Origin of the sequence: Conyzicola lurida (assembly GCF_014204935.1) — a bacterium.
GTDB lineage: Bacteria > Actinomycetota > Actinomycetes > Actinomycetales > Microbacteriaceae > Conyzicola > Conyzicola lurida.
The window spans coordinates 3394843-3410457 of sequence record NZ_JACHMJ010000001.1 but is presented as its reverse complement, the minus strand read 5'-3'; the positions used below and the strand labels follow the sequence as shown (position 1 = coordinate 3410457).

Genomic DNA, 15615 nt, shown 5'->3' with positions numbered 1-15615 from the left:
ACTTTACGGCCACAGACGATCTGTGGCAGGAGGGTGTTGACGTGTGCCCTGGCCAAATTAACCGGGGCAACCTGCCTAGTGTAGTCAGTACGAGCACCATCCCTCAAGGAGCACAAGTACACATGACCATCCGGATCGCCATCGCCGGTGTCGGCAACTGCGCCAATGCCCTCATCCAAGGCGTAACTTTCTACGCCGCCGCCGACGACGAATCGGTCGTCCCCGGACTGATGCACACCCGGTTCGGCGAGCACTCGATCCGCGACATGTCGTTCGTGGCCGCCTTCGACGTCGACGACGCGAAGGTCGGCGTCGACCTCTCCGAGGCCATGTGGGCCAGCAAGAACGACACCTACCGCTTCGCCGAGGTCGCCCCCACGGGTGTCACCGTGCAGCGCGGGCCGACCCTCGACGGACTGGGCTCCTACTACCGCGAGGTCGTCACCGAGTCGGATGCGCCCGCGGTCGACGTGGCGCAGGTACTGCGCGACAGCGGGGCCGACGTGCTGGTCTGCTATCTCCCCGTCGGGTCCGACGACGGCGCCAAGTTCTACGCTCAGGCCGCGCTCGACGCGGGCGTCGCCTTCGTCAACGCGCTTCCCGTCTTCATCGCAAGCGACCCGGAGTGGGCGGACAAGTTCACCGCGGCCGGCGTGCCGATCGTCGGCGACGACATCAAGAGCCAGCTCGGCGCCACCATCACGCACCGCGTGCTGGCCCGCCTGTTCGAAGAGCGCGGCCTCGTGCTCGACCGCACGTACCAGCTCAACGTCGGCGGCAACATGGACTTCAAGAACATGCTCGAGCGCTCGCGCCTCGAGTCGAAGAAGATCTCCAAGACGCAGGCCGTGACGAGCAACATCGCCGCTCACCTTCCGGCCGACGACGTGCACATCGGCCCGAGCGACCACGTGCCGTGGCTCACCGACCGCAAGTTCGCCTACGTGCGCCTCGAGGGCCACGGCTTCGGCAACGCGCCGACGAGCCTCGAGTACAAGCTCGAGGTCTGGGACTCGCCCAACTCGGCCGGTGTCGTGATCGACGCGATCCGTGCGGCCAAGATCGCGCTCGACGCCGGTCTCGGCGGACCGTTGGAAGCGGCATCCGCCTACTTCATGAAGAGCCCCGCGGTGCAGTACCCCGACCCGGTGGCCCGCGAGCTGCTCGAGACGTTCATCGAGGAGAACTAGCCCGGTGGCGGTGGTTGAGTCTGTCGAGCGCCGAGAGGATTTCGATAGGCTCGATCCGCCTCCAGCGGGTCGAGCCTATCGAGGCCCTAACCCGTAACCAGCTGAGACAGTTTCTACTCGCCCGTCGAGCGCGCCGCCCACCAGGCCCGCAGCCGTTCCTCCGCGACATCCGGCCCCAAGGGCCCCTCGTCGAGACGGACCTCGAGCAGGTAGCGGTAGGCCGCGCCGACCTCCGGTCCGGGCTTCAGGCCGAGCAGGGCCATGATCTGTTCGCCGTCGAGGTCGGGGCGCACGGCGGCGATGCCCTCGGCCTCGGCGATGGCGGCGATGCGCTCCTCGAGGTCGTCGTAGGCGAATGAGAGCCGGTCGGCCTTGCGCACGTTGCGGGTCGTCACGTCGGCGCGGGTGAGGATGTGCAGCCTCTCGAGCTGGTCTCCGGCGTCGCGCACGTAGCGGCGCACGGCCGAGTCGGTCCAGACGCCCTCGGAGTAGCCGAAGAAGCGCAGGTGCAGCTCGATGAGCTTGGCGACCGCGGCGATCGTCTCCTTGTCGAAGCGCAGCTGCTTGAGCCGCTTGGCCGCGAGCTTGGCGCCGACCACGTCGTGGTGATGGAACGTCACGACCCCGCCGCCCTCGATGCGCCGGGTCTGCGGCTTGCCGATGTCGTGCAGCAGGGCGGCGATGCGCAGGGTGAGGTCGGGCGACTCGATGCCGGGCCGCGCCTTCTCCAGGTCGATCGCCTGGGTCAGCACCGTGAGGCTGTGCTCGTAGACATCCTTGTGGTGGGCGTGCTCGTCGACTTCCAGACGCAACGCGGGAAGTTCGGGCAGCACGATCTGGGCGAGGCCGGTGTCGACCAGCAGGCGCAGCCCGGGCACGGGGTCGTCGGTGAGCAGCAACTTCGACAGCTCGTCGCTCATGCGCTCCACGCTCACGATCGGCAGTCGGTCGGCGAGAGCGGTCATGGCGGCGCGGGTCCCGTCGTCGACGGTGAAGCCGAGCTGCGAGGTGAACCGGGCGGCACGCATCATGCGCAGCGGGTCGTCGCCGAAGCTGACCTCGGGCGTGCCGGGGGTGGTCAGGCGGCGGGCGAGGAGGTCGTCCATACCGCCGGACGGGTCGACGAGCACGAGCTCGGGCAACCGCAGCGCCATCGCGTTGACCGTGAAGTCGCGACGCACGAGGTCGCCCTCGAGCGAGTCGCCGAATTCCACGACCGGCTTGCGGGTCTCGCCGTCGTAGGCGTCGGTGCGGTACGTCGTGATCTCCACGGTGTCGCCGCCGAACCGGGCGCCGATCGTGCCGAACGCGCGGCCGATGTCCCAGTGCGCGTCGGCGATCGGCGCGACGATCGCGAGGATCTCGTCGGGCGTCGCGCTCGTCGTGAAGTCGAAATCGTTGACCGGGCGACCGAGAAACGCGTCACGGACCGGCCCGCCGACAAGGGCGAGTTCGTGTCCGGCCGCGGCAAAACTGCGCGCGAGCCGAGAAATGTGCCGGGATTCTGCGAGTTCGCCCAGCCTGTGTAGTGCCGTAGCGACGCTCTCCATAGCCAAGAGAATAGACTCTCCCCATGACGGCGATGCGATCCTCAGGAGTTCGCCCGTGCCCATAAGCCCCTTCAGCGCGCTAGGTGCGGTCGTCATCGGCCTCCTCGGAGCGACGCTCGTAGCCCCCGCCGCCGCCAGCGCAGCCCCGGGCGATCCTCCCGGCATCGCGCGTGTCGCCGCGGTGTTCCCGCTGACGACGCCCGAGTCGCGCACGGCGCTGCTCAGCGCGACGACGCTCGAGAGCTATACGTCGGCCAGCGGCATCCTGACCCGTGATCTCGAAGCCGTGATCGACACGCCCGTGGCCATCGGCATCGACCCGATGATCCTCGCCTCCATCCGCGTGCTCGGCACGGCCGCGCCGCAGTCGGCGCTCGACTGGCTCGACCGCCTGGGCGAGGCGACCAACGAGACGTTCGCGCTCACCTACGCGGACTCCGACATCACGGTCGCCCTGCAGGCCGGCGCGGGCAGCGTGCTCGGCCCGACCTCGTTCGACTTCGCGGTCGACCCGGCCAGGTTCGCCGCAGCCAGCGCGACCGCGACGCCCGACCCCGCGGCCACCCCCGATGCCGGCGGCGCCCCCGCGCTCCCCACGACGCAGAGCTTGCTCGACTGGGACTACTCGCTGAACGCCGTGGCCTGGCCCGTCGCCGGCACGGTGGTCGCGACCGACATCGCGTCGATCGGAACGAGCGGCTTCACCACGACGATCCTCAGCTCGGGCAATGTCGACCGCAGCGACGACACCCTCGCCCACGCCACCGTGAACGACACGTCCGCGGTCGTTACCGACGACACGCTCTCCGACCTGTTCGACGACGCCATCAACGCGCCCACCCTCGAGGACTGGCAGTCGTCGGCCGGAGTGCTGCAGGCGGCCATCGACGCGACAGCCGCGACCGGCAGCGACACCGGGGCGACCGTGCTGCTCGCGGTCGACCGCGAGAGCCTCGGGTCGGCGTCGAGGCTCGGCATCACGATGTCGGCGATCGAGACCCTTGCCAGTTCGGATGTCGCGGGCCTGTCCTCCATCGTCTCCTCCCCACCCGCGGGGGCCACTCTGGTCGAGACACCGCAGACGGCCGAGCGGGTCGCCGCCGCGCAGTCGCTGCTCGCGACCGAGGTCTCCGACTCCGCCTTCGCCACCGTCGCCGCCAACCCGCTGCTGATCACGGGGGAGCGCCGCCTCCGGCTGCTCGCGACCCTGTCGACCGCGTGGAACTCGTACCCGGGCGGGTGGGGTTCGGCCCTGACGCTGTTCCAGCAGGAATCCGTCGTGCTGCACGAGTCGGTTCAGGTGGTGCAGAGCAGCGACATCACCCTCGTCGCCGACCGCGCTTCGCTGCCCGTCACGGTGAGCAATGCGCTGGGCCAGCCTGTAACCGTCAATGTCAGTGTCACGGCTCCCACCCCGATCCTCGAGATCGAGGAGGCGAGCGTGCCGGTCACGATCGAGCCCGACTCGCAGAAGCGCGCCCAGATCCCGGTGCAGTCTCTCTCCAACGGCACGGCGGACATCTCGGTGATCGTCTACAGCACCGCGGGCGTGCAGCTCGGCGAGCCCACCATGGTGCGCATCAACGTCTACGCCGGCTGGGAGACCCCGATCACGGTCGCCCTCGGCATCCTGGTCTTCATCGTCTTCGGCTTCGGAGTCGCCCGCACGATCATCCGCCGGCGCAATGCGCGGCGCGAGGCGGCGAACCCGACTCCGGTCGCTTCGGCTCCCTCTGATGCAGAGAGCGACGTCGCCGAGTGACGACCACGACCTCGGGCGGGCTGGGGCGCGCGTCGGCGTTGCTCGCGTCGGGCACGATCGTGTCCCGTCTGCTCGGTTTCGTCAGCGCCTGGGTGCTCGTTCAGGCGATCGGAAGCGTCGGGGCTGGCTCCAACACCTTCGCCATTGCGAACCAACTGCCCAACAGCGTCTACGCAATCATCGCCGGCGGGCTGCTCAGCGCCGTTCTCGTGCCCCAGATTGTGCGCGCGGGTCTCCACGACGACGGCGGCCAACGCTTCCTCAACCGGCTCGTGACACTGGGGCTCACGGTCTTCGTCGTCATCGCGGTCATCGCGACTCTCGCTGCACCATGGTTGGTCTCGATCACCACACGAGAGGCGACCCCGACGTCGCCCGGTCTGTCTCCCGACGACATCGCCTTGGCCACGGCCTTCGCCTACTGGTGTCTGCCCCAGGTGCTGTTCTACGCGATCTATAGCCTCCTTGGCGAGGTGCTTAACGCCCGCAAGATCTTCGGCCCTTTCACATGGACGCCAGTCCTTAACAACCTCGTCGCCATCGCCGGCATGATCGTTTTCATCATCGTTTTCGGGGGAGACCCCGCGCACCGCGACTCGGTGACCTGGACGCCCGCCATGACGGCACTCCTCGCCGGCACTGCGACCCTCGGCATCGCTGTGCAGGGTCTCAGCCTGTTTTTCTTCTGGCGCCGTGCCGGCCTCACCTACCGTCCCGACTTCCACTGGCGTGGAGTGGGCCTCGGCGCCACCGGCAAAGCAGCAGCGTGGGTCTTCGGCATGATTCTCGTCACGCAGCTCGCCGGGATTGTGCAGACCAATGTGGCCTCGGGAGCGGCGAGCACCAATTACCCCTCGGCACGGGTACTGAGCAACTCCTGGCTCATTTTCATGCTGCCGCACTCGATCGTGGCGGTATCGATCGCCACCGCTTACTTCACGCGAATGAGCTCGCACGCCCGGGATGGCAATCTCACCGAGGTGCGCGCTGATTTCTCGGCGTCGCTTCGCTCGATCGGTCTGTTCATGGTGTTCTGCGCCGTGGGCCTGGTCGTGCTCGCGTATCCGTTCAGTTCGCTGCTTTCACCCCTCGGGGCGCCATTCGGAGAAATCGAAGCCATGGCCTTCGTCGTTATGGCCTTCTTGGTCGGGCTCGTGCCGTTCAGCATCTTGTTCGTCATCCAGCGCACTTTTTATTCGGTGGAGAACACTCGCACTCCGTTCTTTCTGCAGCTACTGCAGTCCGTGATCTTCGTCGTCGGAGCTCTCGCTGTTGGCGCCTGGTTTGCCCCGCAGTGGATCGGCGTGGGCATCGCCGCTGTAACCGCCATAGCTGGTTCCGTGCAGGCTCTCGTCGCAGCATTCGCCCTGCGCGGTCGCCTCGGCTCCATCGACGGTCGCCGAATCCTGCGCCAGTACGCCACGTTCTTCCTGGCGGCTCTTCCCGCCGCTGGCGCGGGCGTCGCCCTGCTGTTCGCCCTCGGCGGCACCCACCCAGGCGGGTTCGCTGTCGCCGGTGCCGTCCCCGCCGCGCTGTCGATGGCGCTCATCGGCGGCGTGATGGCTATCGTCTACTTCGGCCTGTTGGTGCTGATGCGCAACCCCGAGCTCGGCGCCATCGTGCGACCCGTCGTGCTCCGACTCAGACGACGGGGCTAATCTGACCGCACGGGTTCTCGAAAGGCGACCCGTGGCATCCACCCCGCCCGTTCTGCGGAATAGGCTGGGGAACGACTTTGTTATACCGGCTAGTGCAAGCTAATAAGGAGACGTTCGTGCGTCAAGTAATCATCATCGGCTCAGGCCCCGCCGGCTACACCGCGGCTATCTACGCCGCTCGCGCCAACCTCGCGCCCCTGCTCATCGCGAGCTCGGTCGAGGCCGGCGGCGAGCTCATGAAGACCACCGAGGTCGACAATTTCCCCGGATTCCCCGAGGGCATCCAGGGACCCGACCTCATGATCGCGATGCAGGCCCAGGCCGAGCGTTTCGGCACCGAGGTCGTCCTCGACGACGTCGTGTCCCTCGACCTCACCGGTGATATCAAGCGCGTGACGCTCGGTAACGGCGACGTGCACGAGGCACTCTCGGTGATCTTCGCGACCGGCTCCGCCTACCGGAAGCTCGGGCTCGAAGACGAAGAGCGACTGAGCGGCCAGGGCGTCTCCTGGTGCGCCACCTGCGACGGGTTCTTCTTCCGCAAGAAGACCATCGCGGTCGTCGGCGGCGGAGACTCGGCGATGGAAGAGGCGACGTTCCTCACCCGCTTCGCCGACAAGGTCTACGTGATCCACCGCAAGGACGAACTGCGTGCCTCCAAGGTCATGCAGGACCGCGCGTTCGCCGACCCGAAGATCGAGTTCCTCTGGAACAAAGAGGTCGCACACATCTACGGCGAGGGCCTTGTCAGCGGTGTCGGCCTCATCGACACCGTCGACGGCAGCGAGTCCACCGTGAACCTGGGCGGACTGTTCATCGCGATCGGCGCCGACCCCCGCACGCACCTCGTGCACGGCCAGCTCGACCTCACCACCGAGGGCACGATCGCCGTCCAGGGCCGCACGTCGCGCACCAACCTCAGCGGCGTCTTCGCCGCGGGCGACGTGATCGACCCGACCTACCGCCAGGCCGTCACCGCGGCTGCGTCCGGTACGGTCGCCGCCCTCGACGCCGAGCACTTCCTCGCCGGCCTCCCCACCGACCTGGTGGCGTCCGCGGTCCAGGCCGCTCCCGCCGCCGAACCCGTTGCAGAAGCGGTAGCCGTCTAACGGCTCCTGCCCACCACTCGAACAAGAAGGAATAGATATGTCTACTGCTCTCGACGTCACCGACGCCACATTCACCGACGAGGTTCTCAACTCGGAAGACACCATCATGGTGGACTTCTGGGCAGAGTGGTGTGGCCCCTGCCGCGCCGTCTCGCCCATCCTCGACCAGATCGCTTCGGAGCACTCCTCCAAGATCAAGATCGTCAAGCTCAACGTCGACGACAACCCGCAGATCGCCATGAAGTACCAGATCACCTCCATCCCCGCGATGAAGGTCTTCAAGGGCGGCGAGGTCGTCAAGACCATCATCGGCGCCAAGCCCAAGCCGGCCATCGAGGCCGACCTGGCGGAGTTCCTCGCGTAACCACTCGCGAACAGGAGCCCTGCCCGAGACACACTCGGGCGGGGCTTTTTCGTATCCAGACGGGGCCAACGGGCCGCACCCCATATCCTTGAACGACAATCGAACGGGAAATACTCATGACAACTGCGAATACGGGAAACAACCTCGACCCCTGGTACGGGCACTACGCCGACCGTACCGCCGGCCTCAGCGCCTCCGAGGTCCGAGCCCTGTTCGCCGTCGCCTCCCGCCCCGAAGTCGTCTCGCTCGCCGGGGGAATGCCCTACGTCTCCGCACTGCCCCCCGAGCTCGTCAGCGGAGCGCTGGAGCGTGTGATGCGCGACCACGGTCCCGAGGCGCTGCAGTACGGGTCCGGCCAGGGCACGCCCGCCATCCGCGAGCAGATCCTCGAGGTCATGGCGCTCGAGGGCATCCGCGCCAGCGTCGACGACGTCGTCGTCACCACCGGCTCGCAGCAGGCCCTCGACCTCGTCACCAAGCTCTTCATCGACAAGGGCGACGTCATCCTCGCCGAGAGCCCCAGCTACGTCGGAGCCATCGGCGTCTTCCGCTCGTATCAGGCCGACGTCGTGCACGTCGCGACCGACAACGACGGCATGATCCCCGAGTCGCTGCGCGAGACCATCGTGCACACGCGTGCCGCCGGTAAGACCATCAAGCTGCTCTACCTGATCCCGAACTTCCACAACCCGGCCGGAGTCACGCTCAGCTGGGCGCGCCGGCTCGAGATCATCGAGATCGCCAAGGCCAACAACATCCTGATCCTCGAAGACAACCCGTACGGGCTGCTCTACTTCGACGGGCCCCCGCCCCAGGCCATGCGCTCCGTCGACACGGACGGGATCATCTACCTCGGCACTTTCTCGAAGACCTTCGCACCCGGACTCCGCGTGGGGTGGGCGGTCGCGCCGCACGCCATCCGCGAGAAACTCATCCTCGCCAACGAATCGGCGGTGCTGTCGCCGAGCGCATTCACTCAGAACGTGATCACGTCGTACTTCGAGGCGTCGGACTGGCGTGCCCAGATCGACACTTTCCGCGGCATCTACCGCGAGCGTAAAGAGGCTCTGGTCAGCTCTTTGTCCGAGCACCTGCCCGACCTCACCTGGACCAACCCCGACGGCGGGTTCTACGTGTGGCTCACGCTGCCGCCGCAGCTCGACTCGAAGGCGATGCTGCCGCGCGCCGTCAAGGAACTCGTGGCGTACACCCCGGGTACCGCGTTCTTCGCGAACGGCGACGGCCGGCACAACATCCGCCTCTCGTTCTGCTACCCGACCCCCGACTCGATCCGCCTCGGTATCCGCCGTCTCACCAAGGTGATCAACGGCGAAATCGAACTGCTCGATACGTTCGCGAACACCGGACAGCTCGAGATCGTCAAATCCTCCGACCGGGTCACCAGCCCGCCGCCGAACATCAACTAGGGCCTGTCAGAATGACCGATTCAACTCCCCGTACCATCGTCATCCTCGCCGGTGGACTCTCGCACGAACGCGACGTATCGCTCCGCTCGGGGCGTCGCGTCTCCGACAGCCTCGCCCAGCACGGCATCGAGATCATTATGAGAGACCCGGATGCCTCGCTCCTCGGTTTCCTCGAAGAGACCCAGCCTGACGTCATCTGGCCGGCGCTCCACGGCGCCAGTGGTGAGGACGGAGCACTCCGCGGACTCCTCGAGTTCCTCGGACTGCCCTTCGTCGGCTCTCACGCCGACGCATCCCGCCTCGCCTGGGACAAGCCCACCGCCAAGGTCATCGTCGGTCGCGCCGGAGTACCCACGCCCACCTCGATCACCCTGCCGCGCGATACGTTCCGCGAGCTGGGTGCGAGCGCCGTGCTCGAGATCATCTCGGCCGACCTTCCGGTCCCGGTCGTCGTCAAGCCCGCCCAGGGCGGATCCGCACAGGGCGTCAGCATCGTCGATACGGCCGAGGAGCTGCCCCGCGCCATGGTCAACGCCTACACCTACTCCGACGTCGCGCTCATCGAGCAGAAGATCGTCGGCGTCGAGATCGCCGTCTCCATCATCGACACCGGAGACGGCCCCGTCGCCCTCCCCGCCATCGAGATCGAGCCGATCTCGGGCGTCTACAGCTTCGAGGCCCGGTATACGGCGGGGGAGACCCGCTTCTACACCCCGGCCCGCATCAGCGACGAGGTCGCGGCCCGCGCAGCGGAGGTCGCCATCACCGCCCACCGCGCTCTCGGCCTGCGCCATATCTCGCGCATCGACCTCATCGTCGACGGCGCCGGAACGCCATGGTTCCTCGAGGCCAGCACGCTGCCCGGCCTGACCGAGACGTCGCTCTTCCCGCTCGCCCTCGAGGCCGCGGGACACGACGTCGGCTGGGTCTACTCGGCTCTCGCCGAGGCTGCGATCCGCGAGGCGCGTCCGTAGTTTCACGTGAAACATGGCGGATGACGCCGCTTAATGTGCTGGTCAATTGCACTTTACTCGGCGGTTACACGGGTGATCCGGTCGAACCGTGCACTGTGCCGTGAGCCTGCATTTCCGGTGACAGCTCTCATGGGGGTACTCGCAGTCGATCTGTTCGATCGACTGCCACGCGGTCAACGACCCCTCGTTCGGCCGCCTCGAGTCACGCCCCGTGATGGTTCACTTCACACACGGCCACCGCGACCGTGACCCATCCTTCACTCGTGGCTAGAGCGGGGGAGCGGTGCGGCCCACATCTCGCCACCTCCACACCGCGCCACCGCGCCACCTCTCCGCTCTCCAGCCCGTAGCGCGCGACGGCTCAGCGAGCGATGCCACCTTCGGACCCCTCGTTCGAAGTTCCTCGTTCGAAGATCGTCGTTCGAGGATCGTCGTTCGAGGATCGTCGTTCGCGGCTCCTCGTCCGATGCTGCTCATTCGCGACCCTTCACTCGACTTCGCACGCGACCACAGACACACCCGAACAGACATACCCGAACAGACATACCCGAACAGACACGCCCGAACAGACACGCCCGAACAGACGCGGCCGCACCGATGCACCCGACTCGGCCGCGGAGTCACTCGGCACGGTCCGAGAATCGATTCCGTATCGGACGGCCTGGGCCTTCAGGCATGTCTGACGCGTCATTCGCCCACAATGAAGTTCAGATGGACCGCTCTCAGACCGATTCTGCGCGAAATGGGCCCGAATCCTTGTCCCGGTGAGCGACAGAATCCGCTCAGAATCGCTCTCACAGAGCTGAATCAGCATGTTTCACGTGAAACTTGCCGCGAAAACGACGAATCCCCCGGCACATAATGGCTGTGCCGGGGGAGGGGAGAATCGTCGTCAGCGGCGGAAACCGTCCTGGCCGAGCTCGCCGAGAATTCGGTTGAGGTCGCCGACGGTCGCGAAGTCGATCACGATGGTGCCCTTGCTCGCACCGAGGTTCACCTTGACCCGGGTGTTGAGGCGGTCGCCGAGGCTGTCGGCGATCTCGTCGAGTTGGCCCTGTCGACGTCCGGCCTCGGCCCTCGGCTTCTTGGCCTTGGGCGCCTCTTTGCCGGCGGCGGCCTCGGCGGCACGCACCGAGAGCTCCTCGTTGACGATCTTGGTGGCGAGGCGGTCCATCGCGGCAGGTTCGACCACCGAGAGGATGGCGCGGGCGTGCCCGGCGCTGAGGACACCCGAGGCGACCTGGCGCTGGATCGGTTCGGGGAGACGCAGGAGGCGGAGCGTGTTGGTGATCTGGGGGCGCGAGCGACCGATCCGGTCGCCCAGCTGCTCCTGCGTGATGCCGAAGTCAGTGAGAAGCTGCTGGTACGCGGATGCTTCCTCGAGCGGGTTCAGGTTTGCGCGGTGGAGGTTCTCGAGCAGCGCGTCGCGCAGCATGTCCTCGTCAGCCGTGTTCTTGATGACCGCGGGGATGCTGGTGAGGCCGAGTTGCTTAGTAGCACGCAGGCGGCGCTCGCCCATGATCAGCTCGTACTGCGGGCCGCCGTCGACGGCACCGACGAGGGGGCGCACGACGATCGGCTGGAGAACGCCGATCTCACGGATCGACACGACCAGCTCGGCCAGTTCCTCTTCGCGGAACTCCGTGCGGGGCTGATGGGCGTTCGGCACGATCTCGGCCGGGTTCAGATTGGCCAGTCGAGCGCCGGGAACCGCGAGAAGTCCCTGCTTTTCGTTGGAACTGGCCGGGAAGAACACGTCGACGGGGCGCTGGGCCTCGGAATCTTCGCTGACGGGGATCAGGGCGCCGATTCCGCGGCCGAGTCCGGTTCGTTTGGGTGAGGCCATCAGGCAGGTGCTCCTCGTCGTGCGATCTCGGCGGCCGCTTCCAGGTAGGAGAGCGATCCGGGCGAGCTCGGGTCGTAGCTGATGACACTCTGGCCATAGCTGGGTGCTTCGGAAATGCGGACAGAGCGGGGGATCAAGGTGTCCAGGACCTCCTTGGGGAAGTGCTCGCGTACCTCCGCCGCCACCTGGTTCGCCAGATTGGTGCGGGAGTCGTACATCGTCAGGAGGATCGTCGACACCGTGAGCGCGGGGTTCAGGTGGCGTTCGATCAGCTTGATGTTGTTGAGCAGCTGGCTCAGGCCCTCGAGGGCGTAGTACTCGCATTGGATCGGGATCAGCACCTCGCGCGCTGCGACAAAAGCGTTGATCGTCAGCAAGCCGAGAGACGGCGGGCAGTCGATGATGACGTAGTGGAACGGCTCGGGGGACTCGTCGAGGAACTTGTCCAGCGCCGTGCGCAGCCGCTGCTCGCGCGCGACGAGCGATACCAACTCGATCTCGGCGCCGGCGAGGTGGATTGTGGCGGGCAAGCAGTAAAGAGCCTCGAATTCAGGGCTCTTCTGGATGACGTCTGCCATCGGCTCATCGTTGATGATGACGTCGTACACGCTGACCGTGTCCGAACGATGCTCGACGCCGAGCGCGGTACTGGCGTTGCCCTGCGGGTCGAGGTCGATGACCAGCACGCGGGCGCCGCTGCGAGCGAGAGCCGCGGCGAGGTTCACGGTGGTAGTGGTCTTGCCGACGCCGCCCTTCTGGTTCGCGACAGTGAACACGCGCGGTGCGGAGGGGAGGGGTAGATCCTCGCCGGCCAGGATGCGGCGACGACGGGTCATCTCCGCGATCTCTCGCGCGAGCGGGGTGGAATCATCGTAGGCAGAGGCCGATGCGGCGGCCTTCGGAGTCGAAACTGGGGCTACAGGAGCCTTTTCAGGCTCAGAAGACGCAGCCTGAGACACCGGCGCGTGACGCTCGATGCCCATAATGGCGCTCACAGACCCCGTCGACGCACCGAATCCTCCAACGCTGGGGGAGGAGGAGACCTGCCCTGGCGAGAAAACCTGGCCGGGGACCTCGGCGAGATTGTCGTCGGGATGTTTCACGTGAAACCTTCTTGATTGGATGGTGAGCCGGACCGGTTCAGTGACGACCGTGGCCGGTCCGCACGCGGCAGACTGCCGGGTGCACGACCGTGGTCGTCCGTCGTTCAGCGAATGCCGTTCGACCGATCAATCAACTGTAGCCCGAAAGACTCTGGTCACTTCGGGAACGATGCCCTCACCGAGAACGAGTACCTCGATATTCGACAGTCTCGCCTTGCGCACGGCCTTGCTCGCCGCGGCGAGTTCTTCCTCGACGCGTGCACCCTTCATAAAGATCATCTCGCCACCGGCCTTCACGAGCGGCGCGGTGAGCGGGATGAGCTTCGAGAGCGAACTCACCGCTCGGGCTGTGACCTGATCGAGCGGCCAGTCGAACTTTGCCTCTTCGGCACGGGCGCGCATCACCGTGACGTTCTCCAGACCGAGGCCCGTCACTTGGCTGGTCAACCAGTCGACGCGACGTTCCATCGGTTCGATCAGGATGAACTTCACATCGGGACGGGCAATCGCCAGCACGATGCCCGGCAGCCCGGCACCGCTTCCCACATCGCCGACCACACCGGGGGAGAGGAGCGGGGCGACGAAAGCGCAGTTCAGGATGTGACGGGTCCAGAGCCGGGGGAGTTCCAACGGGCCGATGAGCCCCAGCTCTTCACCGCGGCGGGCGAGATCCGCGGTGTAGGTCCGAGCGAGGTCGATCCGGTCACCGAACAGCGCTGCTGCCTGTTCCGGCTCGGTCTCTACTGCGATGTCGTTCAATGTTTCACGTGAAACTAGGCGCGCGTAATAACGGTGTGACGGTCGCGGCCTTCGCCCTCTGACTGCGACGAGAAACCACGCTCCGCCACAACGTCGTGCACGAGCTTGCGCTCGTACGAGGACATGGCGGGGAGGGCGGCGGAATCCGCACCCGCCTCGATGCGCTCGACGGCCTTGTCGACGAGGATGGTCAGCTCGGCCACTCGGGCCTCACGCGAACCGCCGACGTCGAGGATCAGGCGCGAGAACGAGCCGGTCTTCGTCTGCACCGCGATACGGGTGAGCTCCTGGAGCGCCGCGACAGTGTCGGGGCGAGAGAGCACGCGCAGGTTGGTGTCCTCGCTGGAGTTCACCGACACGTAGGCACGGCCGCTTCGGGTGTCGATCTCGATGTCGCCGTCGAGGTCGGTGATGTCGAGCAGCTCTTCGATGTAGTCGGCCGCGATCTCGCCCTCTTCTTCGAGCTGGCCCGTCGTGGGCGCATCGGTCTCGGGGACGTCAGTGGTCGGGGCGTCGACGACGGCCTCGGGCTCGCCGGCGGGGGAGAGGGTGGATGTCTCGGTCACGTCGCTCACTTCTTGTTTCCAGTCTGCTTCTTGGCGCGGTTCTTGCCCACGGGCTGAACGCGCTGGGTCGACAACTTCTTCGCTTCTTCCGGCTCGAGCTCGGCCATCTCAGTGATGGTAATGCCTCGGCGCTGCGCCTTCTTCGCCAGACGGGCCTCACGGGCCAGAGCGGCCTCGCTGCCGGGCGTCGGCATGTTGCGGATGACGATGAACTGCTGGACCATCGTCCAGATGTTCGAGGTCAGCCAGTAGAACATGACACCGATGGGGAACGCGAAGCCGGAGAAGGCGAAGACCAGCGGAAGGATGTACAGCAGGATGCGCTGCTGCTTGTAGGTCGGGCTGGCCTTCATCTCGGGGCTCTGGTTCTTCGACATGATCTGCAGCTGGGTGATGAACTGCGACGCGGTCATGATGACCACCATGACGAGGGCGATGACGACGACGACGGTGTTACCCGCTTCGAGCGCGGTCTGGATGCTGAGACGCAGAGGCGCGACGCCGAACAACGAGGCGGTGCCGAATTCCTCGGACAGCTGCTGGGTGAGCAGCCCGACGCCGGCCTTGAAGCTTCCGTCGGCCTGGGGCTTGGCTTCGTTGAGCACGGAGAACAGGCTGAAGAAGATCGGCATCTGGATCAGAAGGGGGAGGCAGGACGCCAACGGGTTGGTACCCGTCTTCTTGTAGAGCTCCATCGTCTCGCGCGACATTGCCTCGCGGGAGAACTGGTCCTTCTTGCCCTTGTACTTGTCTTGGATCTTCTTGAGCTGCGGGGCGACTTCCATCATGCGCCGTTGGCTCTTGATCTGGCGGACGAAGATGGGGATCAGGGCTGCACGCACGACGAGCACGAGGCACACGATGGAGAGGACCCACGTCAGGCCGGCGCCCGGGTCGAGACCGAGGGCGCTCAGTGCGGAGTGGAACGTGACGAGGATCGCCTCGATGACCCACTTAATGGGCCACAGTACTGTTCCGATGAGATCTGGCATTGGTGGGGTCAGCCCTTTCCATGGCTATGTGCATAAACAAAACCGAAGTCAGTTACCGAGTACCGCTCGGTCGGTCGTACGGGAACGTCGTCGACGCCGCCGGCGGCCCACGGATGGCAGCGCGCGATGCGCTTCGTTCCGAGCCAGATCCCGCGGACGACGCCGTGATGCTGGATTGCCTGCAGAGTGTAAGAGGAGCACGAGGGGTAGTACCGGCAGACATCGCCGTACAGGGGGGAGATCACCGCGCGGTACACGCGGAGGATGATCACGCAGAGGTTGCGGGGCGCGAGCCACACGAACGACATCGTCCGA

The 15615-nt window shown here is 66.2% G+C and carries 14 protein-coding genes; 7 read left to right on the top strand and 7 right to left on the bottom strand.

Going from position 1 to position 15615, the window contains the following annotated elements; genetic code table 11:
* Window positions 1-122: 122 nt before the first annotated feature.
* The gene (locus HD599_RS16585) at window positions 123-1190 is read left to right on the top strand and encodes an inositol-3-phosphate synthase (protein ID WP_184239653.1); all 1068 of its coding nucleotides are present in this window, start codon (window positions 123-125) and stop codon (window positions 1188-1190) included.
* Window positions 1191-1303: 113 nt separating this feature from the next.
* Here the strand turns inward: HD599_RS16585 and HD599_RS16580 are convergent, their stop codons facing one another.
* Window positions 1304-2740: a CCA tRNA nucleotidyltransferase gene (locus HD599_RS16580; RefSeq protein WP_184239651.1), complete on the bottom strand. Its 1437-nt coding sequence runs from the start codon at window positions 2738-2740 to the stop codon at window positions 1304-1306.
* Between the two features lie 55 nt (window positions 2741-2795).
* Between HD599_RS16580 and HD599_RS16575 the strand changes: the two genes are divergently transcribed.
* The 6 genes from HD599_RS16575 (at window position 2796) to HD599_RS16550 (ending at window position 10034) form a co-directional block, all read left to right on the top strand.
* Window positions 2796-4502: a DUF6049 family protein gene (locus HD599_RS16575; protein ID WP_184239649.1), complete on the top strand. Its 1707-nt coding sequence runs from the start codon at window positions 2796-2798 to the stop codon at window positions 4500-4502.
* Window positions 4499-6160 carry a lipid II flippase MurJ gene (murJ, locus tag HD599_RS16570; protein WP_184239647.1) on the top strand — a complete coding sequence of 554 codons (1662 nt, stop codon included), beginning with the start codon at window positions 4499-4501 and terminating at the stop codon, window positions 6158-6160. Before HD599_RS16575 ends, murJ begins: the two co-directional genes overlap by 4 nt.
* A gap of 116 nt (window positions 6161-6276) precedes the next feature.
* A complete protein-coding gene (gene trxB, locus HD599_RS16565) occupies window positions 6277-7269 on the top strand; it encodes a thioredoxin-disulfide reductase (protein WP_184239644.1) in 993 nt (330 codons plus the stop codon).
* 37 nt (window positions 7270-7306) lie between these two features.
* Entirely contained in the window at window positions 7307-7633 is a 327-nt protein-coding gene (gene trxA, locus HD599_RS16560; protein WP_184239642.1) for a thioredoxin, read from the top strand.
* Window positions 7634-7749: 116 nt separating this feature from the next.
* Complete coding sequence (locus HD599_RS16555; protein WP_184239640.1) at window positions 7750-9060, top strand: aminotransferase-like domain-containing protein; 1311 nt, start codon at window positions 7750-7752, stop codon at window positions 9058-9060.
* An 11-nt stretch (window positions 9061-9071) separates the two neighbouring features.
* Window positions 9072-10034: a D-alanine--D-alanine ligase family protein gene (locus tag HD599_RS16550; RefSeq protein WP_184239638.1), complete on the top strand. Its 963-nt coding sequence runs from the start codon at window positions 9072-9074 to the stop codon at window positions 10032-10034.
* Between the two features lie 892 nt (window positions 10035-10926).
* Here the strand turns inward: HD599_RS16550 and HD599_RS16545 are convergent.
* The 6 genes from HD599_RS16545 to yidD form a co-directional block, all read right to left on the bottom strand.
* Window positions 10927-11880 carry a ParB/RepB/Spo0J family partition protein gene (locus tag HD599_RS16545; protein WP_184239636.1) on the bottom strand — a complete coding sequence of 318 codons (954 nt, stop codon included), beginning with the start codon at window positions 11878-11880 and terminating at the stop codon, window positions 10927-10929.
* A complete protein-coding gene (locus HD599_RS16540; protein WP_184240674.1) occupies window positions 11880-12716 on the bottom strand; it encodes a ParA family protein in 837 nt (278 codons plus the stop codon). Before HD599_RS16540 ends, HD599_RS16545 begins: the two co-directional genes overlap by 1 nt.
* 393 nt (window positions 12717-13109) lie before the next feature.
* Window positions 13110-13742, bottom strand: a complete 633-nt coding sequence (gene rsmG / locus HD599_RS16535) for a 16S rRNA (guanine(527)-N(7))-methyltransferase RsmG (RefSeq protein WP_184239634.1) — start codon at window positions 13740-13742, stop codon at window positions 13110-13112.
* A 14-nt stretch (window positions 13743-13756) separates the two neighbouring features.
* The gene (locus tag HD599_RS16530; protein WP_184239632.1) at window positions 13757-14317 is read right to left on the bottom strand and encodes a R3H domain-containing nucleic acid-binding protein; all 561 of its coding nucleotides are present in this window, start codon (window positions 14315-14317) and stop codon (window positions 13757-13759) included.
* Window positions 14314-15300, bottom strand: coding sequence for a membrane protein insertase YidC (yidC, locus tag HD599_RS16525; protein WP_184239630.1), 987 nt, complete (start codon window positions 15298-15300; stop codon window positions 14314-14316). Before yidC ends, HD599_RS16530 begins: the two co-directional genes overlap by 4 nt.
* An 8-nt stretch (window positions 15301-15308) precedes the next feature.
* Window positions 15309-15608, bottom strand: coding sequence for a membrane protein insertion efficiency factor YidD (gene yidD, locus HD599_RS16520; RefSeq protein WP_246376216.1), 300 nt, complete (start codon window positions 15606-15608; stop codon window positions 15309-15311).
* Window positions 15609-15615 lie beyond the last annotated feature (7 nt).